Origin of the sequence: Bradyrhizobium sp. WYCCWR 13022 (assembly GCF_030435535.1) — a bacterium.
Taxonomy (GTDB): domain Bacteria; phylum Pseudomonadota; class Alphaproteobacteria; order Rhizobiales; family Xanthobacteraceae; genus Bradyrhizobium.
In genome coordinates, this window is the sequence record NZ_JAUIZJ010000013.1 from 47,338 (window position 1) to 72,807 (window position 25,470).

Sequence of the window (25,470 nt, forward strand, 5' to 3'; positions counted from 1 at the left end):
CTTGGGTTGGCCACGTTTTGAGCGCGGCGGGGAGGGGAGTCAACTCGGTGTCGCCCTGGCCCCCCGTGCGCAATTGCGCACCAGGCCGGGACGACGCTCAAGCCGCCGCGATCCGGCGAAAGCCGTTCCACATCGCGGTCGCGGCGCCGGAGGTCAGCACCGGCAGGATGCGCGCGTCCTGGTAATTTCCGTTGAGCGAGACGCGCGGCAGCGCGGTCATGTGGCCGGCGTTCTCGGCGAACAGCATGCCGGGCCGTGTCGTCACCGCGGTCTTGAAGCCGGCGGATGCGGCCAGCGTAAATTCGCGCGTTCCTGCGGCCTCGCGGTCGCCATAGGGATAGGCGAGGTGCAGGACCTCGCGCTCCAGCGCGTTCTCGATCCGCACCCGGCTCACCGCCATCTCCTGCGCGGCGATCTCCTCGCTCTGCTTGGCCAGATTGCAATGGCTGATGGTGTGGGCGCCGATCGTGACCAGCGGATCGGCCGCGAGCCGCTTCACCTCGTCCCAGGACAGGCAGAGGCTGCGGCACAGCGCTTCGATGTCGACACCGTGCGCGGCGCAGAGCGCCTCGATCTCGCGTTTCAGATCGTGCTCGCCCGGCAGCGCGCGCAGCCAGTCATGCAGACGGTCGAAGGCTGCCTGCTTCGCGGCCGGCGTCGTTGCATCGAGTCGCAGTGCGGAATGACCGATTTGCACGTCGACCTGCCCGGCTTTGGCGATGACGGCTTCCAGCGCGGCCCACCACAGCCGCCCCGTGCCTTCGGCGAAGTCGCTGGCGACGTAGATGGTCGCGGGCGCGTCAAATTCGCGTAGCACCGGCAGTGCGTGCTCCCTGTTGTCGCGATAGCCGTCGTCGAGGGTGAAGGCGGCGAAGCGGCGCTCGAAGCGGCCCTGAACCAGCCGTTCGTGCAGCTCGTCCATGCTGACGATGTCGATCTCGCGCGAGCGCAAATGGCACAGGGCCGAGCGCAGGAAGTCCGGGGTGACCTCGAGATGCCGGTTCGGCTGGAACGCGCCCTCGCGAGCCGGCCGCACATGGTGAAGCATGAAAATGGCGCCGACGCCCGACAGCAGCGGGCGCAGCAGATGGTGCGCCCCGCTGAAATAGAGTGCTCCCAGCCCGGCGCGAATGACGTTGTTACGGAGTTGTTTCATGACCGGCGGGCCGACCCCTGGCATTCCGCCCGCAACTCTAGGGAATGACCCTTGAAGAAAAAGTTATTCCAATTGTCCACGGGGGGCCCCTGAAAGGGCCCCATTTCCGGTTTGACAGCCTGCCAAGGGTTTGTTTTGTCTCCGGTTCCAGAGTTCGGGTCGTCGAATGCAGATGCTTTTCAGGTGGGCCAGCAAATGGTGGCCGGGGCTGATTCCCCTGGCCATCATGTGGGGATTTGCGGCCTGGAATAACACCTTGCCCGTCGAGGCCGACCTGTCGGCCCGCAGTTCGGCCGCGCTCAAGGGCACCGTCCTGGACAAGACCCGGATCGTGGTCGATGGCCGTGACGTGAGGCTGGCCGCGGATGCCTTTTCCGAGGAGGGGCGCCGCGACGCCGTGACCACGGTCGAGACGGTTCCCGGTGTGCGGCTGGTCGACGACCAGACCCGCCTTGTTCCCGAAGCCAAACCCTTCGTCTGGAACGCCGAGCGTGACGTGGTCCGCGTGACACTGTCGGGCTCCGCGCCGCTGCCGTCGATGAAGGCGAGACTCACGGAGGCCGCGCGAAAAGAGGTCAACGGGACCGAGGTCGCTGACCAGATGGGCCTTGCCCGCGGCGCCCCGCCGCGGTTCGAGGCGGCGGCGATGCTGTTGCTCGACCAGATCGGCAAGCTGAAGGACGGCAAGGTCACGATCTCGGACACCAAGGTCAATCTGTCGGGCATGGCCCGTGAACTCGGCGGTCGCGAGGCGATTGCGGCGGCGCTGAAGAACCTTCCCGAAGGTTTTTCGATCGCTGCCAACGAGATCAAGGCGCCGCCTTACATCTTCCAGGCCTACAAGGATCCGGTCGCGGCCACCGTGACGCTGAGCGGCTACGTCCCCGATAACAACGTGCACGCTGCGATCGCGACCAGCGCATCGAGGAAATTCTTCACCGAGAAGGTCGTCGACAATCTCAAGGCCAGCGTCGGCGCGCCCGCCTCCTTCAACATGGCCGTGGTCGCAGCGCTCGGTGCGCTGTCGCGCCTGTCGACCGGCACACTCGTCGTGTCCGACCGCGAGGTGAAGCTGTCGGGCGATGCGCTGTACGAAGGTGCCGCCAGCGACATCCGCGCCGGCCTCGGCAAGGACTTTCCGAAAAACTGGCAATACAAGCCCGAAATCACCGTGAAGCCGGCGGCCGGGCCGGTCGACGGCACCGTCTGCCAGCAATTGTTCTCGGAGCTGCTGGCCAAGGGCAAGATCCGCTTCGGGTCCAAGCGCGCCGACATCGATCCTGACTCCACCGGCATTCTCGATCACCTGATCGAGACGGCGCTGCGCTGTCCGACCACCAATATCGAGGTCGCGGGCCATACCGATGCCGATGGCGAGGACTCGTTCAACCAGGCGCTGTCGGAGAAGCGTGCACAGGCGGTGATCGCCTATCTGGTCAAGGCCGGCCTGCCGGCGGATCGTTTCACCGCGGTCGGCTACGGCAGCACGCAGCCCGTCGCCGGCAACGACACTGACGATGGCAAGGCGCAAAACCGCCGCATCGAATTTCTGGTGAGGTGACGATGCTCTATCTCGTCTCGTTTCATATGGGCTGGCTGATCGGGTCGGTGCTGCTGGGCTTCTGCATGGGCTGGATCTCGGTGGTTCAGCGTGGCAACGGCACCTCGAAAGTTACCGCGCGCTGGCTCGCGGTGCTGGTCGCAGGCCTGGTCGCGGCCTCGTTCGCGCATGTGGTCCCGGGCCGCTTCGGCTATTGGCTCGACCTCGGCCTCGTCATGTTCGCGTGCTACCTGGTCGGCTGCACCATCGGAGCATGGCTCCGGTATTGGGTGGTGTCGCGCAGCCAGCCGTCCGCCGCTCTGTGATGTTGCCCTGCACCCTGACCGTCGTGGACAGGGGCTGGCCGCGGGGCGTTCGGCAGATCGGAAAACCGTGAACGACGGCTCCGGTCACCCCCTCTTTCAACAGGCGGATGCGGTCCATAGATTGATTTCGACTTAAGCCGTTGCGGAACATTGTCCGGTCGGAATCATCAAAACTTCACGGCGACTGCGCAGGATTGCCATGGAGATTAGCCTCAAGCTTGCCGCCGAAAGCGCCAAACCGTGCATCACGAGCCCGCAAACCTGCCTAAAATATTGAATGCACGTGTTTTTGTTCACATTGGCGAATTCCACTCCGCCCCAAAACGCGCTAGTGGAGGGACGGGGGGCATGCGCGAGGCCGGAGCCGGCGGCAAGGGTTCGTTGAGTGCTCGTTCGTTGAGTGCCTGTTCGCCGGCCACCCTGGCCGCTGAAGCGTTGTTCGAGGTCTAGATGCTGGAAGCCATACGCAGGGCGATGACGTTTCTGCGCCAGAAGCAAATCCTGCATAAGCTTGGCGTTGTGATCAGCGTCGCGGTCATCGGCATCGCTTGCTATGTGCTCTACCACATGCTGCGCGGCATCGATGTCAACGAGGTGATCGAGGCGATCAAGAGCACCGAGCCGAGCCAGATTGCGATGGCGGCGCTGTTCGTCGCCGCGGGCTATTTCACCCTGACCTTCTACGATCTGTTCGCGGTACGCGCGATCGGCCATTCCCACGTGCCCTATCGCATCAACGCGCTCGCCGCCTTCACCAGCTATTCGATCGGCCACAATGTCGGCGCCAGCGTCTTCACCGGCGGCGCGGTGCGCTACCGCATCTATTCGGCCTATGGCCTGAACGCGATCGACGTCGCAAAAATCTGCTTCCTCGCCGGCCTCACCTTCTGGCTCGGCAATGCCGCCGTGCTCGGCCTCGGCATCTCCTATCATCCGGAGGCGGCCGCCTCGATCGACCAGTTGCCGCCCTGGCTCAACAGGACGATCGCGATGATGATCATCGTGGGGTTGGTCGGCTATGTGGTCTGGGTCTGGACCCAGCCGCGGGTGGTCGGGCGTGGTCCCTGGACCGTGGTGCTGCCGGGCGGCCCGCTGACGCTGCTCCAGATCGCGATCGGTATCATCGATCTCGGCTTCTGTGCGCTCGCGATGTATGTGCTGGTCCCGGACGAGCCCAATCTCGGCTTCGTCGTGGTCGCCGTGATCTTCGTCTCGGCGACGCTGCTTGGCTTTGCCAGCCATTCGCCCGGCGGGCTCGGGGTGTTCGACGCCGCCATGCTGGTCGGCCTTTGGCAGATGGATCGCGAGGAACTGCTCGGCGGCATGCTGCTGTTCCGGGTCCTCTATTACCTCTCCCCTTTCGTGATCTCTGTAATCTTGCTGACGTTTCGCGAAGTTATCATCGGCGCCCGATCGAAACGGCTGCAGCAGGCGGCGCTCAAGCTCGACCCCGGCCCGGCGCGTGAGGCCGCCTACGTGCGAGAGCGCCGCGACAGCAGCGGCGCCTGACCGGCGCCAGCTCCCAGGAGAAGTCCGCCCCTATGGCGATCGACGCCCCATCTTCTCCCCCGGCACAGCCCTGGACCGACCGGCTGCGGCATTCGACCGTGATCCTGATCGCCGCGGCGCTGGCGCTGTCGGTGGTGGTCTCACTCGGCGAATTGTCGGTGATCCGGGCGGCGACGGTGTTCCTCTGCATCGCGGCCGCGGCGCTGATCCCTTGGCGGCTGCATGATACTGCGGCCTCGCGCGAAGACGTCAGGCGCGTCAATCCGGTCGAGAGCGCGGCGGTGGCTGCCGTCGTCGCCGGCATGCCGGATCCGGCCGTGCTGCTCGACCGCGCCGGCCGCGTCATCCATCTCAACGCCGCCGCCGCTCAGCTCGCGCCGGCACTGCGCAAGAACGAGCTCGCCCAGTTCGCGCTGCGCTCGCCGGAGATCATCACGGCGCTGCGCGAATCCATTGCGACCACCGAGGCGCGGCGCGCAACCTATCTCGACCACGTGCCGGTCGATCGCTGGATGGAGCTGATCATCACGCCGGTGCCGGTGCCGACCAATTTCGGCGGCGCCGACAAATGCATGCTGATGACTTTCCACGACCAGACGCCGCTGCGCCGGGTCGAGGAGATGCGGGCCGACTTCGTCGCCAATGCCAGTCATGAATTGCGCACGCCGTTGGCCGCGCTCTCAGGCTTCATCGACACGCTCCAGGGGCAGGCCAAGGACGATCCCAGGGCACGCGAGCGTTTCCTCGGCATCATGCACAATCAGGCCACCCGCATGGCTCGCCTGATCGACGACCTTCTGTCGCTGTCGCGGGTGGAGCTGTCGGCCCATGTGCGGCCGGACACCCTGGTCGACCTGCTGCCGATCATCTTCCAGGTCGCAGATGGCCTCGAGCCGCTCGCCCGGGAGCGCCAGGTCCAGGTGGAGACCCATCTGCCTGAAGCGCCGGTGATGATCGCCGGCGACCGCGAGGAGCTGCTCCGTCTGTTCGAAAACCTGATCGAGAACGCACTCAAATACGGTGCCTCGGGTGGACGCGTCATCGTCTCGCTGACTACGCCCGAAGCCACTGACGGAACTCCGGAAATACGTGTCATGGTGCGCGATTTCGGCCCCGGAATCGCGCCCGAGCACCTGCCGCGCCTGACCGAGCGCTTCTACCGGGTGGACGTCGGCGACAGCCGTTCGCAGGGCGGGACGGGGCTCGGATTATCGTTGGTGAAACATATTCTTAACCGTCACCGCGGCCGTCTTTTGATCGAGAGTGTGCCCAAGCAGGGGGCCACTTTCACCGCCTGTTTTCCTCAGGCTAAGACTTTAGTTTAGGCCATAAAATCTAGCGATTTCAATCGGTTGATTGTGTCATCCGACTGTCACGAAACCTTCGTAAAAGCTCAGTCGACCGCTCCTAAAGGGGCGGCGTGGGGGAGCGCGATCGGGCGCTGATGGGCGCTTCGTTCCCCTGTATGGAGACCAGCATGAATTTCCTCAAAACTATCGTCGCTGCCGGCTTGGTCGCCGCATCGACGTCTGCCTATGCTGCCGACATCACCGGCGCGGGTTCCAGCTTCATCTTCCCCGTCCTCTCGAAGTGGGCCGATGCCTACAAGAAGGACACGAACGGGGTCGTGAACTATCAGTCGATCGGCTCCGGCGCCGGCATCAAGCAGGTGCAGGCCAAGACCGTGACGTTCGGCGCCACCGACGCTCCGCTGAAGGCCGAGCAGCTCGAGAAGGATGGCCTCGCCCAGTGGCCGATGATCATGGGCGCGATCGTTCCGGTCGTGAACATCGATGGCGTGAAGCCGGGCGACATCATGCTCGACGGCCAGACGCTGGCTGACATCTTCCAGGGCAAGATCACCAAGTGGGATGACGCGGCGATCAAGAAGCTCAATCCGAAGGTGACCCTGCCGTCGGCCGCGATCTCGGTCGTGCATCGCTCGGACGCTTCGGGCACCACCTTCAACTTCACCGATTACCTGGCGAAGGTCAGCGCGGACTGGAAGTCGAAAATCGGTTCGGGCACCGTCGTCGAGTGGCCGTCTGGCGTCGGCGCCAAGGGCAATGAAGGCGTGTCCGCCAACGTTGGCCAGACCAAGAACTCGATCGGCTATGTCGAATACGCTTATGCCAAGCAGAACAAGCTGACCTACACCGGTCTGGTGAACAAGGCCGGCAAGCCGGTGCAGCCGACCAACGAAGGCTTCCAGGCCGCGGCCTCGAACGCCGACTGGGCTCACGCTCCCGGCTACTTCCTGATCCTGACCGACCAGCCGGGCGACAAGTCCTGGCCCATCGTTGCCTCGACCTTCATCCTCATCCACCGGGATGCGACCGACAAGGCAGCCGTCCAGGACGCGCTCAAGTTCTTCAAGTTCTCGTTCGACAAGGGCGGCAAGATGGCTGAAGAGCTCGATTACATCCCAATGCCCGACTCGGTCGTCAAGCAGATCGAGAAGACCTGGGCTGCGGACATCAAGAGCTGAGCAAGCGGCTCTCGTGTCCCGGACGCGGTACGGCTCTGGCGATGCGAACCATCGTCCAGCGCCGCGCCGCTGAGCCGGGCGCATAAGACTAGAGGCCCCGGATCGGCGTCGCACCGCTTCGCGCTGCGTTCCATCCGGGGCACGAGACCAGGCAGGCCAAACAGAATATAGTCAGTACAGGGGATCGGCGTGGCAGACATGGCCGTACAGAGCGACGCACCGGTGATGGAAGCTGCCGGACCCTATGACCGCGCCAAGGCGCTCAGCGCCTTCAAGCTGGGTGACATCACTTTCTATTGGATCACCCGCCTCAGCGCGATTTCGGTCCTGCTGATTCTCGGCGGTATCATCATTTCCCTGGTCATCGGTGCCTGGCCGGCGGCGAAGGCCTATGGCCTGCCGTTCCTGTGGTCGCAGCGCTGGGCGCCCTCGGCTGATCCGCCCGTGCTCGGCGCGCTTTCGCCGATGTACGGCACCCTCGTCACGTCTTTCATCGCCATGCTGATCGCGATTCCCGTGGGTCTGGGCATCGCGATCTTTCTGACCGAACTGTGCCCGCAATGGCTGCGCCGTCCGATCGGTATTGCGATCGAGCTGCTCGCCGGCATTCCCTCGATCATCTACGGCATGTGGGGCTTCTTCGTGCTCGGGCCGTTCCTCGCCTACACCTTCCAGCCGTTCATGATCGACACCTTCGGTTCGGTGCCGATCCTCGGCGCGGTCTTTGCCGGCCCGCCATCCTATCTCAGCCTGTTCAACGCCTCGCTCATCCTGGCGATCATGGTGCTGCCCTTCATCACCGCGATCTCGGTCGACGTCTTCAAGACGGTGCCGCCGGTGCTGAAGGAAGCGGCGTATGGCGTCGGATGCACCACCTGGGAAGTCGTCCGCAACGTGGTCATTCCCTACACCCGCGTCGGCGTGATCGGCGGCGTCATGCTCGCCCTCGGACGCGCCCTCGGCGAGACGATGGCGGTGACCTTCATCATCGGCAATTCGTTCCGCATCTCGACCTCGATCTTCGCGCCCGGCACGACCATCTCGGCGGCGATCGCGAGCGAGTTCGCCGAAAGCGACGGCTTGCACCAGTCCGCGCTGATCCTGCTTGGTCTGCTGCTGTTCGTGCTGACGTTCTTCGTGCTGGCGGCCGCGCGGCTGATGCTGTTGCGGCTTGAGAAGAAGGCGGGAAAATAGCGCCATGAATCCGATCTACGCACGCCGCCGCCGCAAGGACATCGTCATTCGCGTCCTGTGCGTTGCCGCCGCCCTGTTCGGCGTCACCTGGCTCGCGCTCATTCTGGCGACGCTGCTCTACAACGGCGTCACCGGTCTCAACTTCCAGATCTTCACGCAAAGCACGCCGCCGCCCGGCTCGACCGAAGGCGGATTGCTCAACGCCATCGTCGGCTCGGTGATCATGACCGTGATCGGCGTCGGCATCGGTGCGCCGCTCGGCCTGTTCGCGGGGACCTATCTCGCCGAATACGGCCGGCACGATCGCCTGACCTCGGTGATCCGCTTCATCAACGACATCCTGCTCAGCGCGCCCTCGATCATCATCGGCCTGTTCATCTACGGCGCGGTGGTGGTGCCTATGCGAGGTTTCTCCGGCATCGCTGGCTGTCTGGCCTTGGCCGTGATCGTGATCCCGGTGGTGCTGCGTACCACCGAGGACATGCTCTTGCTGGTGCCCAACCCGTTGCGCGAGGCCGCCAGTGCGCTCGGTTTGCCGCGCTCGCTGGTGATCAAGAAGATCGCCTACCGCGCGGCGCGCTCCGGCCTGATCACCGGCGTGCTGCTCGCGACCGCGCGCGTTGCGGGTGAGACGGCGCCGCTGCTGTTCACCGCGCTGTCGAACCAGTTCTTCAGCCTGGACCTCACCAAGACGATGGCGAACCTGCCTGTCACCATCAACAACTTCGTGCAGAGCCCCTACGAGTACTGGAAGCAACTCGCCTGGAGCGGCGCCCTGCTGATCACGCTCACCGTGCTTGCCTTGAACATTGGCGCGCGCATTCTTGGCGCCGAGAGGACCGCAAAATGACCGATCTGTCCGTATCCGTGAGTTCCAACGCTCATCTGGCATCGCAGCAGCCGTTGCCGGAGGCCCCGGCCAAGGTGACGGTGCGCAACCTCAACTTCTATTACGGCGAACACCACGCGCTGAAGAACATCAACCTGGCGCTCGGCACCAACCGCGTCACGGCCTTCATCGGGCCGTCGGGCTGCGGCAAGTCGACCCTGCTGCGCATCTTCAACCGGATGTACGACCTCTATCCGGGCCAGCGCGTCACCGGTCAGCTCATGCTCGACCAGACCAACATCCTCGACCCGAAGCTCGATCTCAACCTGCTGCGCGCCCGCGTCGGCATGGTGTTCCAGAAGCCGACGCCGTTCCCGATGACGATCTACGAGAACATCGCCTTCGGCATCCGTCTCTACGAGAAGATCTCGAAGTCCGAGATGGACGGTCGCGTCGAGAAGGCGCTGCGCGGCGGCGCGCTGTGGAACGAGGTCAAGGACAAGCTCAACGCCTCGGGCCTGTCGCTCTCCGGCGGCCAGCAGCAACGCCTCTGCATCGCCCGCACCGTCGCAGTGCGGCCCGAGGTGATCCTGTTCGACGAGCCCTGTTCGGCGCTCGATCCGATCTCGACCGCCAAGGTCGAGGAACTGATCCAGGAACTGTCCGAGAACTACACGATCGCGATCGTCACCCACAACATGCAGCAGGCGGCCCGCGTCTCCGACAAGACCGCCTTCATGTATCTCGGCGAGCTGATCGAGTTCGACGACACCAGCAAGATCTTCACGTCGCCGTCCGACCGGCGCACGCAGGATTACATCACCGGCCGGTTCGGCTGAGGAGACGGGACATGGGTTCTGAACATACCGCAAAAGCCTTCGACACCGACCTCCAGGAGCTCACCCGCCTGGTGGCCGAGATGGGCGGCATCGCCGAACGCATGATCGTCGATTCCGTCGATGCCCTGATCCGCCGCGATGTCGCGCTCGGCCAGCGCGTCGTCACCATCGACGCCGAGCTCGACACGCTGCAGAGGAAAATCGAGGAGCGCGCCGTGCTCACCATCGCACGCCGCCAGCCGATGGCGGTGGATCTGCGCGAGATCGTCGGAGCGATGCGCGTTGCGACCGATCTCGAGCGGATCGGCGACCTCGCCAAGAACATGGGCAAGCGCGTCGCGGCGCTGGAGACGGATTTCCATCCGCTCAAACTGTTCCGCGGCCTCGAGCACATGACCGACCTCGTGCAGCAGCAGGTCAAGTCGGTGCTGGACGCCTATGCCGCGCACGATCTGCCGGCGGCGATGGCGGTGTGGAAGGGCGACGAGGAAGTCGACGCCATCTGCACCTCGCTGTTCCGCGAACTCCTCACCTACATGATGGAGGATCCGCGCAACATCTCGTTCTGCATCCACCTGATGTTCTGCGCCAAGAACATCGAACGGATCGGCGATCATGCCACCAACATTGCCGAGACCGTGTTCTACATGATCGAAGGCCAGGCGATCACCGACAAGCGGCCGAAGGGCGACATGACGACGTTCGCCACGACGGTCCCGAACACCTGATCAGGCAAGGAGCGACCAGACCATGGGCGCACGCATTATGGTGGTTGAGGATGAGGAAGCTCTCACCGAGCTTCTCCGCTACAACCTCGAAGGCGACGGCTATGACGTCGAGACGGTGATGCGCGGCGACGACGCCGACACCCGCCTCAAGGAGCACATCCCCGATCTGATCGTGCTCGACTGGATGCTGCCGGGGCTGTCGGGCATCGAGCTGTGCCGCCGGTTGCGGACGCGGTCCGACACCAAGCAGCTGCCGATCATCATGCTCACTGCGCGCGGCGAGGAGAGCGAACGGGTGCGGGGCCTTGCGACCGGCGCCGACGATTACATCGTCAAGCCGTTCTCGGTGCCCGAGCTGTTGGCACGCGTGAAGGGGCTGCTGCGGCGCGCCAGCCCGGAGCGGCTCGCGACCGTGCTTGCTTTCGGCGACATCGAGCTCGACCGCGAAAAGCGCCGCGTGGCGCGCTCGGGCCGGCCGATCGATCTCGGCCCGACCGAATACCGTCTGCTCGAGTTCTTCCTGGAGCATCCCGGCCGCGTGTTCTCGCGCGAGCAGCTGCTCGACAGCGTCTGGGGCCGCGACATCTATATCGACGAGCGCACCGTCGACGTGCATATCGGCCGCCTGCGCAAGCTGCTCAATCTCGGCCGCGAGCAGGACCCGATCCGCACCGTCCGCGGCGCGGGCTACGCGCTCGACGATCGCTTCGCGAAGGCCGAGCAGGCCTCCGGCTAGCTACCTAGCTGCCCGCAAGCAAAACAAAAAAAGCGCGCTCGGCGGCGCGCTTTTCTTTTTCGCCCCGGCCGGTGCCGGGACGATGTCGGTCTCAAGCTGTACTCAGCGCGTGCCGGGCTTGGCCGGTGCGCGGCGGCGATCGGCTGCCGGCTGATACGCAACGCGCGAGTGCTGGGCGCAGTAGGGCAGGCCGGACAGGGCCTTGCCGCCGCAGAAGAAGAAATCCGGGCTCGAGGGATCGCCCACCGGCCAGTGGCAGGTGGCTTCGTTCAGCTCGAGCAACGAGAGCCGCTGGCTCATCGGCACCACGTTGTCGTAGGTAACGGGTTCGGCCTCGACCTCGACCTCGAAGGCCTGCGCCAGTGCGGTGTTGCCGCGCGCGATCGGCCTGCTCACCCGCATCATGTGCTGCGCAGGACGTGCCTTGCGTGGCCGCGGAGCCGCTGACGAGGGGCTCTTGGCGCGGCCGGACAGGCCGAGCCTGTGCACCTTTCCGATCACGGCGTTACGGGTGACATTCCCAAGCTCGGCGGCGATCTGGCTGGCCGAAAGTCCGGCCTCCCAGAGCTTTTTCAGCTGCTCGACGCGATCGTCGGACCAGGTCAAAACCGTCATGGCACCCTTTCCTTCGCCGCGCGCCCGCCATCCTGGGGCCGCACAACGAATGCCTAAGCCTCGAAAAACCCGTGCCGCCGGAATCCCTTAAGGCTCGCCGGGCGCGCGAAGTGCGCCCGAACGTTTACGCCGGTACATGAGGACTCTTGGGATCAGAACCGCTGCACGAGATGTCGTATCTGACAAGCCAAACGCTACAATATGGCGTGACTCGCGCGCAAGAGTCCGCCGACTCGCTTCCACATGTTCCGTGGCGAAAATCCTGCAAAATCGTCACCGCAAGACTACGGATTCAGCGTTTCACGAGGCTTTCCGGGCGGCATTGACACCCGGATCACCAGGCCTAAGATGGCCGTGCGTGCCGCCCTTAAAAGGCGGCACGTTTCGTTTTCCGGGCCGGTCAATGGTGCGTTGCGCAATGCACGCGTCGGCCGTCCGCAACAATCAAGTGATCGTCATGACCAACAGCGCAGCGCCGCATTTGCTCCCCGTTTTCGCCAGGGCCGACATCGGTTTTGAGCGCGGTGAAGGCGTCTGGTTGATCGCAACCAATGGCGATCGCTATCTCGATTTCACCTCGGGCGTCGCCGTGAACGCGCTCGGCCATGCCCATCCTGCGCTCGTCAAGGCGTTGCAGGAGCAGGCGACCAAGCTCTGGCACATGTCCAATCTGTTCCAGAGCCCGGATGGCGAGAAGCTCGCCGCGCGCCTGTGCAACGAGAGCTTTGCGGACTTCGTCTTCTTCTGCAATTCCGGCGCCGAGGCGCTGGAGGGCGTGATCAAGCTGGTTCGCCATCATCATTTCTCCAAGGGCCATCCGGAGCGCTACCGCATCGTCACCTTCGAGGGCGCCTTCCACGGCCGCACGCTGGCGACGCTGGCCGCAACGGGATCGGCAAAATATCTCGAAGGGTTTGGTCCGCCGATGGACGGTTTCGACCAGATCCCGCATGGCGACATTGAGGCCGTGAAGAAGGCGATCGGTCCGCACACCGCCGGCATCCTGATCGAGCCGATCCAGGGCGAGGGCGGCGTGCGTTCGGCGCCTCCCGGCTTCCTCAAGGCGCTGCGCCAGCTCTGCGACGAGAAGGGCTTGCTGCTCGCATTCGACGAGGTGCAGACCGGCATGGGCCGGACCGGCGATCTGTTCGCTCATCGCCGCACCGGCGTCACACCCGACGTGATGTCGCTTGCGAAAGCGCTCGGCGGCGGTTTTCCAATCGGTGCTATCCTGGCGACCGCGGATGCGGCCTCCGGCATGGGCCCCGGCTCGCACGGCTCGACCTTCGGCGGCAACCCGCTGGCGATCGCGGCTGCGAATGCCGTGCTCGACGTCATGCTCAAGCCCGGCTTCTTCGATCACGTGCAGAAGATGTCGCTGCTGCTGAAGCAGAAGCTCGCTTCCGTGATCGACCGTCACCCTGACGTCGTCAGCGAAGTCCGTGGCGAGGGCCTCCTGATCGGCATCAAGGCCGTAGTGCCCTCCGGCGATCTGGTCGCCGCGCTCCGCAACGAAAAGCTGCTCACCGTCGGCGCCGGCGACAATGTCGTGCGCTTCCTGCCGCCCTTGATCGTCACCGAGGCCGAGATCGAGGACAGTGTCAGCCGGCTCGAACGCGCCTGCACGGCGCTGTCAGGCAACAAGCGGGCGGCAAGCTGATGAGCAAGGGTCCCAAGCACTTCCTGGACATCAACGAGCTGCCGCTGTCGGAGCTCAAGAGCATGCTCGCGGCCTCCTCCGCCATGAAGGCGAAGCAGAAGGCGCATCAGCCGGTCAGGCCGCTCGAAGGCAAGACGCTGGCGATGATCTTCGAGCGACCGTCGACCCGCACCCGCGTTTCGTTCGACGTCGCAATGCGCCAGCTCGGTGGCGAGCCCATCATGCTCACCGGTGCCGAGATGCAGCTCGGCCGCGGCGAGACTATCGCCGATACCGCGCGCGTGCTGTCGCGCTATGTCGATGCCATCATGATCCGCATCCTCAACCACGAGGCGCTGCTGGAGCTTGCGGCGAATGCGACCGTGCCTGTCATCAACGGCCTGACGCGGCGCTCGCATCCCTGCCAGGTGATGGCCGATCTCATGACCTACGAGGAGCATCGCGGTCCGATCGAAGGCCGGACCGTGGCCTGGACCGGCGACGACAACAACGTGTTGGCGTCCTGGGCCCATGCCGCCGAACGCTTCAAGTTCAACCTCAACGTGGCAACGCCGCCGGAACTCGCTCCGAAGAAGGTGATGCGCGACTTCATCAAGGCGACCAACGCATCGATCGTGCTCGGCACCGATCCCGAGGCTGCCGTGAAGGGCGCCGATTGCGTCGTCACCGACACCTGGGTGTCGATGGGCGACAAGGAAGGCGAGCATCGCCACAACGTGCTCAAGCCTTACCAGGTCAATTCCAAGCTGATGTCGCTCGCCAAGCCAGATGCGCTGTTCATGCACTGCCTGCCCGCCCATCGCGGCGAGGAGGTCACGGATGAAGTGATCGACGGGCCGCAATCGGTCGTGTTCGACGAGGCCGAAAACCGCCTGCACGCGCAGAAGGGCATCTTGGCCTGGTGCTTCGACGCGGTCAAGTAGCCTGGGCGCGCGGTAACGATCGTCGTCCTGGCGTAAGCCACGACCCGATACCACCGAGCTTTGTTTGGCGAAGATTGGCGATTGCCGGCGTGCGCCACAACTCCTGGGGTTATGGGTCCTGGCCTTCGCCAGGACAACACCGAGTTTGCGGTATCGTATGTGATCAAAGCAGCCTTCGGGCGCGTTGATCTGCGCCCCCTTCCATTTTCAGCCCTCCGACCCCAGATAAAGCGCCATGGTTTCCCAATCCCCTGACATCAAAACCGGGCCTGAAGGCCCGGTTCGCGCGCCTTCAGCGGTTCCGATCGACGATGCCGTGCTGCCCTACGAAGTCGACGCGCTCGATGTGCGCGGTCGCCTGGTGCGGCTTGGCCCTGCGCTCGACGAGATCCTGACCAAGCACGATTACCCGGCCCCGGTCGGCAAGCTGCTCGGCGAGGCCATCGTGCTGACGACGCTGCTCGGCTCGGCGCTGAAATTCGAAGGCCGCTTCATCCTCCAGGCCCAGACCGACGGGCCGGTGTCGTTCCTGGTGGTCGACTATCAGGCCCCGGATCGCCTGCGCGCCTATGCGCGCTTCGACGCCGAGCGGCTTGGCGATGCCAGGGACTCCGGCACGCTGCTCGGCCGCGGTCATCTCGCCATGACCATCGATCAGGGGCCCGACATGAGCCGCTACCAGGGCCTGGTCGCGCTGGACGGCGGCAGCCTGGAAGAGGCCGCCCACGAATATTTCCTGCGCTCCGAGCAGATCCCGACGCGTGTGCGCCTTGCGGTCGGCGAGGAGTGGCGTTCGAGCGACGGCGGCAAGCACCGCTGGCGCGCCGGGGGCATGCTGATGCAATTCCTGCCGAAGGCGCCGGAGCGCGCGCGGCAGGCTGACCTGCATCCCGGCGATGCGCCTGAGGGCCTCGAGGCTCACAGCGTCGCTGAAGACGATGCCTGGGTCGAAGCGCGCTCGCTGATCGAGACCGTCGAGGACGTCGAACTGATCGATCCCGATCTCTCCGGCGAGCGGCTGCTCTATCGTCTTTTCCACGAACGCGGCGTGCGCGTGTTCAAGCCGCTCGTCCTGAAAGCGCAATGCTCATGCTCGCGCGATGCGGTCGCGTCGATGCTGAAGAGCTTTTCGCCTGACGATCGCAGCGCGATGGTCAAGGACGACAAGGTCGTCGTGACCTGCGAGTTCTGCTCATCGGTGTACGAGTTCACGCCCGAAGAGGCCGGCGTCGAGGACGCGTAAGGCGCGCTCCATCCTGGTTCATTCCGAGCCCCACGCCCGGTGTCACCGCCCGACTTGATCGGGCGGTGTGTGCCGCCTTTAATTCAACACCCGCTTGTTGTCCGGGCTGTCGAGCGAAAATGTCGGCACGTCGATCTCGAAACGTTCGCCGGTTTCGCTGACCATCTGGTAGCGGCCGGTCATGAAGCCGGAGGCGGTCGAGAGCGGCACGCCGGAGGTGTATTCGAACCGCTCGCCGGGGGCGAGGGTCGGCTGCTCGCCGACGACGCCTTCGCCCTTGACCTCCTGCTGGCGGCCGGAGGCGTCGGTGATGATCCAGTGCCGCGTCTTGAGCTGCACGGTCTCGTCGCCCGAATTGGTGATGACGATGGTGTAGGACCAGAAATAGCGCGAGCGGTCGGCCGACGACTGCTCCGGAACAAAGTTCGGCTCGACGGTCACTTCGATCTGGCGGGTCACGGCGCGGTACATGGCTGCCATCATAACGAAAACCCCGCCGGGAACCAAACGCCGCAGGCGGCCGGGGCGACATCGTCCCGCCAGAATTCACGAGGAAGTAGACCCCAAATTTGGTCCAGCCGCTTTGCGAGGCGGCGACTGGACCGGTACACTCCTTTCAACTTTCAACGTCGCGATTTTGCGGAAGGGTTTTTGGGCCCCGATGACCATTGCCGATCAAGTGACGGGATCGACGATCGCGGGAACGACAGGCGCCAAGCCCGCGGAGGCCAAGCCGCGCATTGCTGCGCCGGCCATCACGCTGCCGGCCATCGGCGAGCGCGAGCTCAGGCTCGACCTGTTCCGGGGCCTCGCGCTGTGGCTGATCTTCATCGACCATCTGCCGCCGAATTTGCTGACCTGGTTCACGATCCGCAATTACGGCTTCAGTGACGCCACCGAGATCTTCATCTTCATCTCCGGCTACACCGCCGCCTTCGTCTACGGCCGCGCCATGCTGGAGAGCGGTTTCGTCATCGCCACCGCGCGCATCCTGCGCCGGGTCTGGCAGATCTATGTCGCTCACGTCTTCCTGTTCACGATCTTCCTCGCCGAGATCTCCTACGTCGCGACCAGCTTCGAGAACCCGCTCTACACCGAAGAGATGGGCATCATGGACTTCCTCAAGCAGCCCGACGTCACCATCGTCCAGGCGCTGCTGTTGCGGTTCCGTCCCGTCAACATGGACGTGCTGCCGCTCTACATCGTGCTCATGCTGGCGCTCCCGCTGATCCTGTGGTCGATGAAGTGGAAGCCCGACGTCACGCTCGCGCTCTCGGCGCTGCTCTATGCGGCGACCTGGGAATTCGACCTCTATTTCTCCGCCTATCCGAACGGCTTCTGGGCGTTCAATCCACTGGCCTGGCAATTGCTGTTCGTGTTCGGGGCATGGTGCGCGCTCGGAGGTGCGCGACGCATGTCGCGCATTCTGGCATCACCCGTGACGATATGGATCTCGATCGCCTACATCGTCGCGGCGTTCTACGTGACGTTGACCTGGTACGTGCCGCAACTCGGCCATCTCATGCCGAAGTGGCTCGAGCAGTGGATGTATCCGATCGACAAGACCGATCTCGACGTCCTGCGCTTCACGCATTTCCTGGCGCTGTCCGCACTCACCGTGCGCTTCCTGCCGCGGGAGTGGCCAGGTCTGAAATCACCGTGGCTGCGGCCTCTGATCCTGTGCGGTCAGCATTCCCTCGAGATCTTCTGCCTCGGCGTCTTCCTGGCGTTCGCCGGGCATTTCATCCTGGCCGAGGTCTCTGGTGGACCGGCCATGCATGCGCTGATTAGTCTCTCCGGGATCCTGATCATGTGGGGCGTTGCCTGGGTGATTTCGTGGTACAAGCGCGTGGCTGACAAGGGCGGTGCGAAAACCAAAAACGCCGTCGGCAACGCCGATCTGGCGGGAGGGGGCTGATGAAGGCGAAGGTTCTCCTGAGCCTGATCCTGCTATGCGGTGGCCTCGCCGCGCCTTCGGCGCGTGCGGGCGATGCCGTGCCTGCCGCGCCCGCAGCCTGCGAATTGCCGCCCTATCTGCTCGCCACCGACAGCCAGCTCCACAAGGTTGCCGACACCGTCAAGGCAGGCAAGCCGCTCGAGATCCTGGTGATCGGCAGTCGCTCCACGACCATTCCGGCCCAGGAAGACAGCTCGTACCCGGCGCGCATGCTGGCCAATTTGAAGGACAAGCTGCCGCCTGCGGAGACCGTGCACGTATCCGTAGAAATACAGAGCAAGAAGACCGCGGAGGAAGCCGCGGGTACCTTCGTTAAGCTCATGGAAGCAAAAACGCCTACTTTGGTCATCTGGCAGACCGGGACCGTGGATGCTATCCGCTCCATCGATCCCGACGATTTTCGCGGCGCCGTGACCGATGGGGTCGCTGCGTTGCAAAATGCGGGGGCTGACGTCGTCTTGATGAACTTGCAGTACAGCCCGCGTACCGAAACCATGATTTCGGCGCCGCCCTATCTCGACAACATGCGGGTGGTGGCGCAGGAGCATGATATCCCGCTGTTCGACCGTTTCGCGATCATGCGGCAGTGGAATGATCAGGGTCAGTTCGACCTGTTCAGTCCCTCTCGCGGCCCTGAGCTGGCGAAGCAGGTCCATGATTGCATTGGCCGGGCGTTGGCACAGTTTGTGATCGACGCTGCCCATCTGGGGCCGGCCGAGCAGCAGAATTGAGGTCTAGCGTTAATGAGTTCTCTCCGCCCTTTTGGCCTGTCGACATGGCTGGTCGCGCCCGCCGCGGCGGCGCTGCTGATGCTGACGCCTGTGCTGCGGGCACCCGCCCTCGCGCAAGCAGCGCAGGCGACACCCGCTCCGCAGCAGGCCGCTGATCCGGCACCCGCATCGCCCTCCCAGACCACGGTCGCTGCGACCAGCCAGCCGCCCGCCGAGCAGCGCGGTCTCACCTCGCGCGCCATCGACAAGGTCAAGCAGGTCGCGAAATCGGCCGGCGACATTTTCAGCCGTGTGCCGTGTCTGTCGCCGAAGGGCAGCTCGAAGACGACGGGCTCGCTGCCGCATGTCGCGAGCAAGCTCATCGCCGGCAAGCCCGTCGTCATCGTCGCGTTCGGTTCGTCGTCGACCGCGGGCTATGGTGCGAGCTCGCCCGACTTCAACTATCCGAACCGTCTCGCCGCGCAACTGCGCCGGCAGTATCCGACCGCCGACATCAGCGTCATCAATGCCGGCGTCGGCGGCGAGGATGCGCCCGAGATGATGAAGCGCCTCCAGAAGGAGGTGATCGACGTACATCCGGATCTCGTGATCTGGCAGGTCGGCACCAATGCCGTGCTGCGCAATCTCGATCCGGGCGAGACCGCCAGGATGGTCGAGGACGGCGTCACCCGCATCCAGGCCGCCGGCGATGCCGACATCGTGCTGGTCGACCCGCAATATTCACCGCGCGTCACCGAGCGTCCTGAAAGCGCAAGCCGGATGGTGAGGCTGCTCGGCAAGGTCGCCGAGCTCCGTCACGTCGGCATCTTCCCGCGTTTCGAGGTGATGCGCGACTGGCACGAGAAGCAGGCGCTTCCGGTCGAGAGCTTCGTCATCGCCGACGGCCTGCACATGAACGATTGGGGTTACGCCTGCTTCGCCCAACTGCTCGGCGACGACATCATCCGCTCGGTCGGCCAGATCAAGCTCGGCGTGAACGTGCCGGCCGACGTGCGTACGTACCGGCCGATGTGAGCCGTCTCCTCCCCATTGTCGTCCCGGCCTTCGCCGGGACGACAATAACCTCACGCCTTCTCCAGCGCCGCCGTCAGATCCTCGATCAGATCATCCGCATGCTCGAGCCCGGCCGAGAAGCGGATGAAGCCCTCGCTGATGCCGAGGGCTGCACGATCCTCGGGCTTCAGCCGCTGATGCGTCGTCGTCGCCGGATGCGTGACGAGGCTCTTGGCGTCGCCGAGATTGTTCGAGATCTTCGCGAGCTTCAGCTCGTTGAGCACGCGGAACGCCGCCGCCTTGCCGCCCTTCACCTCGAAGCCGACCAGCGTCGAGCCGCCGCGCATCTGCTTTTTCACCAGAGCCGCCTGCGGATGATCCTCGCGGCCGGGATAAACCAGCCGCGCAATCTTGGGGTGGCTCGCCAGCACGTCGGCGATGTGCGCCGCGGTGTCGGTCTGCGCGCGCACGCGCACGCCCAGCGTCTCCAGGCCCTTGAGCAGGACCCAGGCGTTGAACGGCGAGATCGACGGGCCGGTCTGGCGCATGAAATTGTGGATGTGCTCGGCGATGAAGGCTTCCGACGACAGGATGATGCCGCCCAGGCAACGACCCTGGCCGTCGATGTGCTTGGTCGCGGAGTAGACGACGACGTCGGCCCCTAACGCGAGCGGGCTCTGCCAGATCGGCGTTGCGAACACGTTGTCGACGACGAGCCGCGCGCCGCCCTTGTGCGCTATCTCGGCAATCGAGGGAATGTCGAGCACGTCGAGCGTCGGATTGGTCGGGCTCTCCAGGAAAAACGTCTTGGTGTTCGGCTTCACCGCGCGTTGCCATTCATCGAGATTGGCGCCGTCGACCAGCGTGGCCTCGATGCCGTAGCGCGGCAGCAGGTCCTGAATGACGTAGAGACACGAGCCGAACAGCGCGCGGGAGGCGACGACGTGATCGCCGGCCTTCAGCGGTGCGAGGATCGCGGTCGTCACTGCGGCCATGCCTGTCGCGGCCGAACGTGCGGCCTCGGCGCCTTCGAGCTCGATCATGCGACGTTCGAACATCGCGATCGTCGGGTTCGAATAGCGCGAATAGATGAAGCCGGGGTCCTCGCCCTTGAACCGCGCCTCGCACTCCTCGGCGCTGTTGTAGACATAGCCCTGGGTCAGGAACAGCGCCTCCGACGTCTCGCCATATTGCGAGCGCAGGGTGCCGGAATGGACCAGGCGGGTTTCGGGACGGTAATTGGCAGGCGACTTCGACATAGGACCCTCCGATATGACCGTCTTGTCGAAAACGGTCACAAAAAAACCGGCCTGGATATCTCCACGGGCCGGGATCACAGAGGTCCCCGGCCTGTTTAGCGACTTATTTAACGTGGCTGCAAGCCGGCCGGCTCAAATCACCACGGGATAAGTGATGCTCATATTCCGCAATGCCCTTTTCGTCAAGGCGTCCATCGGATAGCCGTAAAAGGCTAGTATTTCCCGCAAGTCCGGATGTACTCGACCCCTGATGAGGACCTCCTGTTGACGTTCACGGTTGCCGCCGACGCCAATGGTATCCTGCCCGACCGCATGATCGCGGCGATGGCGGAAGAGGGCCTTATCCTGCCCGCTTATGATTTCGTCGAAAGCCAGATCCAGCCGGCGAGCCTCGACCTGCGCCTCGGCGACATCGCCTATCGCGTGCGCGCGAGCTTCCTGCCCGGTCCCGGCGCCACCGTGGCCGAGCGCATCGACCAGTTGAAGCTGCACGAGTTCAGCCTTGCCGACGGCGCAGTGCTCGAGACCAACTGCGTCTACATCGTGCCGCTGCTGGAGAGCCTCGCGCTTCCGCCGGAGATCGTCGCCGCCGCGAATCCGAAAAGCTCGACCGGCCGGCTCGACGTCTTCACCCGCGTCATCGCCGACGGCACCCGCCGCTTCGACATGATCGGCGCCGGCTATCACGGTCCGCTCTATGCCGAGATCAGCCCGAAGACGTTTCCGGTCCTGGTGCGCGAGGGCTCGCGCCTGTCGCAGGTACGCTTCCGCACCGGTGATGCGATCCTCAATGCCGACGCGCTCGAAAGCTTGCATGCCACCGAGCGTCTCGTCGACATCGACGATGCCGATCTCGCCGGCGGCGTCGCCGTCTCCGTCGATCTCTCCGGCGAGAAGGGCAGCGGCTTCGTCGGCTATCGCGCCAAGCGCCACACCGGCGTGGTCGATGTCGATCGTCGCTCCGGCTACGCGGTTGACGATTTCTGGGAGCCGATCTCGGCGCGTCCCGACGGCAGCCTGATCCTCGATCCGGGCGAGTTCTACATCCTCGCCTCCAAGGAAGCCGTGCAGGTCCCGCCTGACTACGCCGCGGAGATGGTGCCGTTCGATCCGCTGGTCGGCGAATTCCGGGTGCACTATGCCGGCTTCTTCGATCCCGGCTTCGGCTATGCCGGCGCCGGCGGCCAAGGCGCACGCGCCGTGCTGGAAGTGCGCTCGCGCGAAGTGCCGTTCATCCTCGAGCACGGCCAGATCGTCGGCCGCCTCGTCTACGAGAAGATGCTGGCCCGCCCCGACGCCATGTACGGCCAGCGCATCGGCTCCAACTACCAGGCGCAGGGGTTGAAGCTGAGCAAGCACTTTCGGGTGTAGCCGTATCCCCGTCCTCCGCCGTCATTCCCTGCCTTCGCGTCGCGAATGCGGGGAATCCAGTAAGCCGCGGCCTCTCGTTTCAATCACTGACGTCTCTGGAATACTGGATCGCGCGGTCTTCGCCGGGCGATGACAGCGAGATTGTGGCCGGTTGCCTCGCTCTATCCGCGATGACACACTCCGGCAAAACAACAAGCCGGGAGCGAACATGACCGTCGCAGCAGACGCCGCGCAAGCAGCGCAATGGAAACGCTGGCGCGCGGTCGCCGACCTCTATCACGCCTACTTCACCGGCCTCATCCTCACCGTGGTCACGCGGCGCGGCACGGCGGATGCGGCCGAATTCGTCTTTCGCGTGTTTCGCCGCCAGCAGCAGGAGCGATTCCTTCCCGGACTCGTGAAGCTCGGGATCGATCATCTGCCGCCGGCCGTGGCGGCTGCGCAATATCACTATCTCTCCAACTGGATCGGCGGCGTGCACGTCGAATACATGTACGAGAGCGACACCAAGGCGTGGATCCGCTATCCGCCGCCGCGCTGGATCTGGAAGGGGCCGGCGATCTGTGGCGTGCCCGGCGAGGTCTCGCGCGCCATGCTGCGCGGCTGGCACGCCAACAACGGCGTCGCGCTCGGCGATACCCGGCTGGGCTTCGTCTGCACCAAGCAGAGTGTCGACGGTCAGGACGGCCTCGAAGGCTACTATCATCAATACGACCATCCGCTCGAACTCGACCAGCGCCTGGTGTTCGCACGGCATCTCGAAGCGCCGCTGTTCGATGCGAAGACCGCGCCGGCGCTGCCTGTCGCGAGCTGGCCCAAGCCGCGCCTCGAAAAGGCCTACCGCAACTACGCCATGGAATATGTGCGCACGGCCGCGCCGGTGATGGTGCAACTGTTCGGACCTGAAGACGCCGGCCATCTCCTGCACATCACCGGCAAGCTGATCGGCATGCAATTCTTCGACGAGATCGCGGAGCCCCTGGCCATGCGCCGGGGTGGCGCGAGCGAGTTCGCATCCTTCCTCAGCGCGCTGTTCGCAGCGCAGGACGATATGGCCGAGACCACGCAATCCGAAGGCAGCTTCGAAATCCGTCAGCAGAGCTGGAAGCTGATGGACGATGTCGCCGACTATCATCGCGCCTGCGCCAAGGTGCTGGAGGGACTGTTCGAAGGGCTTGCTGCGGGATGCGGCCGGCATATCGGCGTCCACTTGCGCCCGGCAGCAGGCGGCCGTCTGCCGATGGTCTGGACAGTCGGGTAATTCCACCGCTTGAAATGCGCTGCCGCAGGGCACGCCTGCACCCGACGCAGGAGGAATCGGCAGCCGCCGTGCTAACAAGTGCCTGCCGCGCCTTTCGCGCGAGGAAATCGATTGTCACACCTATGCATTGCCGCGCCGCAAACGGCGCTTGTGCCCGGGAGAGGAAATGACTGATCTCGCCGAGATCCCGGTCGATGAGCAGGAACGTCCGCTGCCGCCGCCACGGCGCCCCGCACGGAGCGCGCTGACCGACGGGCCGATCCTGCGCACGCTGCTCTCCCTCGCCTGGCCGAACGTTGTCGCGCTGTCCGCCGGCACCTGCGTGGTGATCGCGGAGACCTCCTATATCGGCCGTCTCGGCGTCGAAGCGCTGGCCGCGATGGCGCTGGTGTTTCCGACAGTAATCCTGACCATGACCATGTCGGGCGGCGCGATGGGTGGCGCCGTGGCCTCCGCGATCGCGCGTGCGCTCGGCGCCGGCGATCGCGAGCGCGCCGGCTCGCTCGCCGCGCATGCGCTTCTGATCGGTCTCACCTTCGGTCTCGTCTTCATGCTGGGCATGCTGATCTTCGGGCCCCAGGTGCTCGAGATGCTGGGCGGCCGCGGCAACGTGCTGGCGCATGCGATTGCCTACACCCAGGTGTTCTTCGGCGGCGCGGTGCTGCCCTGGACGCTCAACACCATGGCCGGCGTGCTGCGCGGCACCGGCAACATGAAGCTGCCGTCGCTGTTGATTCTCAACTCAGCGGTCTGGCAGATCCTGCTCGGCGGCACGCTTGGCCTCGGGCTCGGACCCTTCCCGCAGCTTGGCATGCGCGGCGTCGCGGCCGGCGCATTGATCGCCTACTCCATGAACATCTGCGTGATGGGCTGGTATCTGTTTTCGGGCCGCGCGCGCGTCGTTCCAAAACTGCGCGGGCTGCGCATCCAATGGGCGATGTTCTTCGACATCCTGAAGGTCGGCGCCATCGCCTGCTTCTCGCCGCTGCAATCGGTGCTGACGATCTCGATCTTCACCCACATGCTGGCAAAATTCGGCACCGCGATCCTTGCCGGCTACGGCATCGGCGCGCGGCTTGAATTCCTGCTCACCTCGATCGCGTTCTCGTTCGGCATCGCTTCGGTGCCGATGATCGGCATGGCGGTCGGTGCCGGCCGCATCGCCCGCGCGCGGCGCATCGCCTGGACCGCCGGCGCGAGCGCCTTCGTCGCGGTCGGCGCGCCGGCCTGCCTCGTCGCGCTGTTCCCCGATCTCTGGGTCAACATTTTCACGGACAGCGCGACGGTGCGCGCGACCAGCCATCAATATCTGTCGACGGTGGCGCCGTTCTACGCCTTCATCGGCCTCGCCTCGACGATGTACTTTTCGTCGCAAGGTGCAGCCAAGGTGATCGGCCCGGTGCTGGCGCAGACCGCGCGCCTCTTCTACATCGCCGCCTGCGGCTGGTGGCTGTCGACGCACGATGCCACCGCGCAAAGCTTCTTCTGGCTCGCCGCGAGCTCGATGGTCGTGCTCGGCCTGCTCTCGTGTTCCAGCGTGGTGCTGACGCGCTGGGGGCCGCGCGAGACGAAGCCGGCGGTTCGCCCGGCGCTCTCGGTCGTTGCAGACTAGCGATGCCGATGGCGGCGATGGCCGCCACCGCCGACGTTGGCGAGCCGCATTATCTGCGGGATCATCGCCATGATGTCGCCGCCGCCGGCCCCGCCGAGCATGCCCATGATATCGCCGCCGCCCATGCCGCCGTTCATGGGCGCGTAACCGGCGCCGTAATTGGGAGCGCCGAGGCCACCTAAGCCTCCCATAGCGCCGCCGCCATTTTCCATCATGCGGCTCATCATCGGGCCCATGGTCTGCATCAGCATGGCGAAGCGGCGCTTGCCCATCTTCGCCTTCATCATCTCCAGCATCGGCGCCATCTGGGTCATCATGCCCTCGCCGCCGACACCTCCGCCGAGGCCCGCGAATTGCGCCTTGGCCGGCGCGCTCGAAATCGAAAACAGCAGCAGCACGGCAGCGGCCTGGCAGATCACCTTGTCTGCACGTCTCATGGCATGCTCCTCGCGTGCGTGGCGCCGCCGGGAGAGCGAAGCCGTCAGGACGCACGCGGTCAT

24 protein-coding genes and 1 riboswitch are annotated in these 25,470 nt (G+C 64.8%); of the genes, 19 read left to right on the plus strand and 5 right to left on the minus strand.

What is annotated here, in order from left to right:
• Window positions 1-97 precede the first annotated feature (97 nt).
• Complete coding sequence (locus QY049_RS20335; RefSeq protein ID WP_301269864.1) at window positions 98-1,156, minus strand: polysaccharide deacetylase family protein; 1,059 nt, start codon at window positions 1,154-1,156, stop codon at window positions 98-100.
• Between the two features lie 166 nt (window positions 1,157-1,322).
• On the opposite strand from QY049_RS20335, the gene QY049_RS20340 reads away from it, so the two are divergent.
• From QY049_RS20340 to phoB, 10 genes are all read left to right on the plus strand, one after another.
• Complete coding sequence (locus QY049_RS20340) at window positions 1,323-2,717, plus strand: OmpA family protein (protein WP_258764211.1); 1,395 nt, start codon at window positions 1,323-1,325, stop codon at window positions 2,715-2,717.
• 2 nt (window positions 2,718-2,719) lie between these two features.
• Window positions 2,720-3,022, plus strand: a complete 303-nt coding sequence (locus tag QY049_RS20345; RefSeq protein ID WP_194478411.1) for a hypothetical protein — start codon at window positions 2,720-2,722, stop codon at window positions 3,020-3,022.
• A gap of 450 nt (window positions 3,023-3,472) precedes the next feature.
• Entirely contained in the window at window positions 3,473-4,531 is a 1,059-nt protein-coding gene (locus QY049_RS20350; RefSeq protein WP_194478410.1) for a lysylphosphatidylglycerol synthase domain-containing protein, read from the plus strand.
• 32 nt (window positions 4,532-4,563) lie between these two features.
• A complete protein-coding gene (locus QY049_RS20355; RefSeq protein ID WP_194478409.1) occupies window positions 4,564-5,856 on the plus strand; it encodes an ATP-binding protein in 1,293 nt (430 codons plus the stop codon).
• A 152-nt stretch (window positions 5,857-6,008) separates the two neighbouring features.
• On the plus strand, window positions 6,009-7,019 hold the full coding sequence (gene pstS / locus QY049_RS20360; RefSeq protein ID WP_194478408.1) for a phosphate ABC transporter substrate-binding protein PstS: 1,011 nt from the start codon (window positions 6,009-6,011) through the stop codon (window positions 7,017-7,019).
• Between the two features lie 198 nt (window positions 7,020-7,217).
• A complete protein-coding gene (gene pstC / locus QY049_RS20365; RefSeq protein WP_194482891.1) occupies window positions 7,218-8,213 on the plus strand; it encodes a phosphate ABC transporter permease subunit PstC in 996 nt (331 codons plus the stop codon).
• 4 nt (window positions 8,214-8,217) lie between these two features.
• Entirely contained in the window at window positions 8,218-9,063 is an 846-nt protein-coding gene (gene pstA / locus QY049_RS20370) for a phosphate ABC transporter permease PstA (RefSeq protein WP_258764207.1), read from the plus strand.
• A complete protein-coding gene (gene pstB, locus QY049_RS20375) occupies window positions 9,060-9,881 on the plus strand; it encodes a phosphate ABC transporter ATP-binding protein PstB (RefSeq protein ID WP_194478406.1) in 822 nt (273 codons plus the stop codon). Before pstA ends, pstB begins: the two co-directional genes overlap by 4 nt.
• Before the next feature lie 11 nt (window positions 9,882-9,892).
• Window positions 9,893-10,609 (plus strand): phosphate signaling complex protein PhoU, encoded by a 717-nt coding sequence (phoU, locus tag QY049_RS20380; protein WP_128968872.1) that lies wholly within the window; start codon window positions 9,893-9,895, stop codon window positions 10,607-10,609.
• 22 nt (window positions 10,610-10,631) lie between these two features.
• Window positions 10,632-11,345, plus strand: a complete 714-nt coding sequence (gene phoB / locus QY049_RS20385; RefSeq protein ID WP_194478405.1) for a phosphate regulon transcriptional regulator PhoB — start codon at window positions 10,632-10,634, stop codon at window positions 11,343-11,345.
• A 102-nt stretch (window positions 11,346-11,447) separates the two neighbouring features.
• On the opposite strand, the gene QY049_RS20390 is transcribed toward phoB, so the two are convergent.
• Window positions 11,448-11,960, minus strand: a complete 513-nt coding sequence (locus QY049_RS20390) for a GcrA family cell cycle regulator (RefSeq protein WP_018644522.1) — start codon at window positions 11,958-11,960, stop codon at window positions 11,448-11,450.
• A gap of 457 nt (window positions 11,961-12,417) precedes the next feature.
• Between QY049_RS20390 and QY049_RS20395 the strand changes: the two genes are divergently transcribed.
• From QY049_RS20395 to QY049_RS20405, 3 genes are all read left to right on the plus strand, one after another.
• Window positions 12,418-13,620, plus strand: a complete 1,203-nt coding sequence (locus tag QY049_RS20395; RefSeq protein WP_301269865.1) for an aspartate aminotransferase family protein — start codon at window positions 12,418-12,420, stop codon at window positions 13,618-13,620.
• Entirely contained in the window at window positions 13,620-14,543 is a 924-nt protein-coding gene (gene argF / locus QY049_RS20400) for an ornithine carbamoyltransferase (protein WP_194478403.1), read from the plus strand. Before QY049_RS20395 ends, argF begins: the two co-directional genes overlap by 1 nt.
• Before the next feature lie 235 nt (window positions 14,544-14,778).
• Window positions 14,779-15,786, plus strand: a complete 1,008-nt coding sequence (locus QY049_RS20405; RefSeq protein WP_301269866.1) for an Hsp33 family molecular chaperone — start codon at window positions 14,779-14,781, stop codon at window positions 15,784-15,786.
• 78 nt (window positions 15,787-15,864) lie between these two features.
• Here QY049_RS20405 and apaG read toward each other — a convergent pair whose 3' ends face one another.
• Complete coding sequence (gene apaG, locus QY049_RS20410) at window positions 15,865-16,257, minus strand: Co2+/Mg2+ efflux protein ApaG (RefSeq protein WP_194482890.1); 393 nt, start codon at window positions 16,255-16,257, stop codon at window positions 15,865-15,867.
• A 190-nt stretch (window positions 16,258-16,447) separates the two neighbouring features.
• Between apaG and QY049_RS20415 the strand changes: the two genes are divergently transcribed.
• From QY049_RS20415 to QY049_RS20425, 3 genes are read left to right on the plus strand one after another with little or no spacing between them, the layout of a single operon-like run.
• Complete coding sequence (locus QY049_RS20415; RefSeq protein WP_194478401.1) at window positions 16,448-17,704, plus strand: OpgC domain-containing protein; 1,257 nt, start codon at window positions 16,448-16,450, stop codon at window positions 17,702-17,704.
• A complete protein-coding gene (locus QY049_RS20420; RefSeq protein ID WP_301269867.1) occupies window positions 17,704-18,474 on the plus strand; it encodes an SGNH/GDSL hydrolase family protein in 771 nt (256 codons plus the stop codon). Before QY049_RS20415 ends, QY049_RS20420 begins: the two co-directional genes overlap by 1 nt.
• A gap of 12 nt (window positions 18,475-18,486) precedes the next feature.
• On the plus strand, window positions 18,487-19,488 hold the full coding sequence (locus tag QY049_RS20425) for an SGNH/GDSL hydrolase family protein (protein ID WP_301269868.1): 1,002 nt from the start codon (window positions 18,487-18,489) through the stop codon (window positions 19,486-19,488).
• Between the two features lie 50 nt (window positions 19,489-19,538).
• Here the strand turns inward: QY049_RS20425 and QY049_RS20430 are convergent, their stop codons facing one another.
• Entirely contained in the window at window positions 19,539-20,726 is a 1,188-nt protein-coding gene (locus QY049_RS20430; protein ID WP_301269869.1) for an O-succinylhomoserine sulfhydrylase, read from the minus strand.
• A 74-nt stretch (window positions 20,727-20,800) separates the two neighbouring features.
• Window positions 20,801-20,880, minus strand: a riboswitch (SAM riboswitch).
• Window positions 20,881-20,990: 110 nt separating this feature from the next.
• On the opposite strand from QY049_RS20430, the gene QY049_RS20435 reads away from it, so the two are divergent.
• From QY049_RS20435 to QY049_RS20445, 3 genes are all read left to right on the plus strand, one after another.
• Window positions 20,991-22,097 (plus strand): 2'-deoxycytidine 5'-triphosphate deaminase, encoded by a 1,107-nt coding sequence (locus QY049_RS20435; protein WP_301269870.1) that lies wholly within the window; start codon window positions 20,991-20,993, stop codon window positions 22,095-22,097.
• Window positions 22,098-22,305: 208 nt separating this feature from the next.
• A complete protein-coding gene (locus QY049_RS20440; RefSeq protein WP_301269871.1) occupies window positions 22,306-23,358 on the plus strand; it encodes a hypothetical protein in 1,053 nt (350 codons plus the stop codon).
• A 166-nt stretch (window positions 23,359-23,524) separates the two neighbouring features.
• Window positions 23,525-24,970, plus strand: a complete 1,446-nt coding sequence (locus tag QY049_RS20445) for an MATE family efflux transporter (RefSeq protein ID WP_194478395.1) — start codon at window positions 23,525-23,527, stop codon at window positions 24,968-24,970.
• Here the strand turns inward: QY049_RS20445 and QY049_RS20450 are convergent.
• A complete protein-coding gene (locus tag QY049_RS20450; protein ID WP_301269872.1) occupies window positions 24,967-25,407 on the minus strand; it encodes a hypothetical protein in 441 nt (146 codons plus the stop codon). The genes QY049_RS20445 and QY049_RS20450 overlap by 4 nt on opposite strands.
• Window positions 25,408-25,470: the final 63 nt, after the last annotated feature.

Coding starts and splice junctions, on each gene's coding strand:
- QY049_RS20335 (WP_301269864.1), bottom strand. CDS start 1,156: ATGAAACAACTCCGTAACAACGTCATTCGCGCCGGGCTGGGAGCACTC.
- QY049_RS20340 (WP_258764211.1), top strand. CDS start 1,323: ATGCAGATGCTTTTCAGGTGGGCCAGCAAATGGTGGCCGGGGCTGATT.
- QY049_RS20345 (WP_194478411.1), top strand. CDS start 2,720: ATGCTCTATCTCGTCTCGTTTCATATGGGCTGGCTGATCGGGTCGGTG.
- QY049_RS20350 (WP_194478410.1), top strand. CDS start 3,473: ATGCTGGAAGCCATACGCAGGGCGATGACGTTTCTGCGCCAGAAGCAA.
- QY049_RS20355 (WP_194478409.1), top strand. CDS start 4,564: ATGGCGATCGACGCCCCATCTTCTCCCCCGGCACAGCCCTGGACCGAC.
- pstS (WP_194478408.1), top strand. CDS start 6,009: ATGAATTTCCTCAAAACTATCGTCGCTGCCGGCTTGGTCGCCGCATCG.
- pstC (WP_194482891.1), top strand. CDS start 7,218: ATGGCCGTACAGAGCGACGCACCGGTGATGGAAGCTGCCGGACCCTAT.
- pstA (WP_258764207.1), top strand. CDS start 8,218: ATGAATCCGATCTACGCACGCCGCCGCCGCAAGGACATCGTCATTCGC.
- pstB (WP_194478406.1), top strand. CDS start 9,060: ATGACCGATCTGTCCGTATCCGTGAGTTCCAACGCTCATCTGGCATCG.
- phoU (WP_128968872.1), top strand. CDS start 9,893: ATGGGTTCTGAACATACCGCAAAAGCCTTCGACACCGACCTCCAGGAG.
- phoB (WP_194478405.1), top strand. CDS start 10,632: ATGGGCGCACGCATTATGGTGGTTGAGGATGAGGAAGCTCTCACCGAG.
- QY049_RS20390 (WP_018644522.1), bottom strand. CDS start 11,960: ATGACGGTTTTGACCTGGTCCGACGATCGCGTCGAGCAGCTGAAAAAG.
- QY049_RS20395 (WP_301269865.1), top strand. CDS start 12,418: ATGACCAACAGCGCAGCGCCGCATTTGCTCCCCGTTTTCGCCAGGGCC.
- argF (WP_194478403.1), top strand. CDS start 13,620: ATGAGCAAGGGTCCCAAGCACTTCCTGGACATCAACGAGCTGCCGCTG.
- QY049_RS20405 (WP_301269866.1), top strand. CDS start 14,779: ATGGTTTCCCAATCCCCTGACATCAAAACCGGGCCTGAAGGCCCGGTT.
- apaG (WP_194482890.1), bottom strand. CDS start 16,257: ATGTACCGCGCCGTGACCCGCCAGATCGAAGTGACCGTCGAGCCGAAC.
- QY049_RS20415 (WP_194478401.1), top strand. CDS start 16,448: ATGACCATTGCCGATCAAGTGACGGGATCGACGATCGCGGGAACGACA.
- QY049_RS20420 (WP_301269867.1), top strand. CDS start 17,704: ATGAAGGCGAAGGTTCTCCTGAGCCTGATCCTGCTATGCGGTGGCCTC.
- QY049_RS20425 (WP_301269868.1), top strand. CDS start 18,487: ATGAGTTCTCTCCGCCCTTTTGGCCTGTCGACATGGCTGGTCGCGCCC.
- QY049_RS20430 (WP_301269869.1), bottom strand. CDS start 20,726: ATGTCGAAGTCGCCTGCCAATTACCGTCCCGAAACCCGCCTGGTCCAT.
- QY049_RS20440 (WP_301269871.1), top strand. CDS start 22,306: ATGACCGTCGCAGCAGACGCCGCGCAAGCAGCGCAATGGAAACGCTGG.
- QY049_RS20445 (WP_194478395.1), top strand. CDS start 23,525: ATGACTGATCTCGCCGAGATCCCGGTCGATGAGCAGGAACGTCCGCTG.
- QY049_RS20450 (WP_301269872.1), bottom strand. CDS start 25,407: ATGAGACGTGCAGACAAGGTGATCTGCCAGGCCGCTGCCGTGCTGCTG.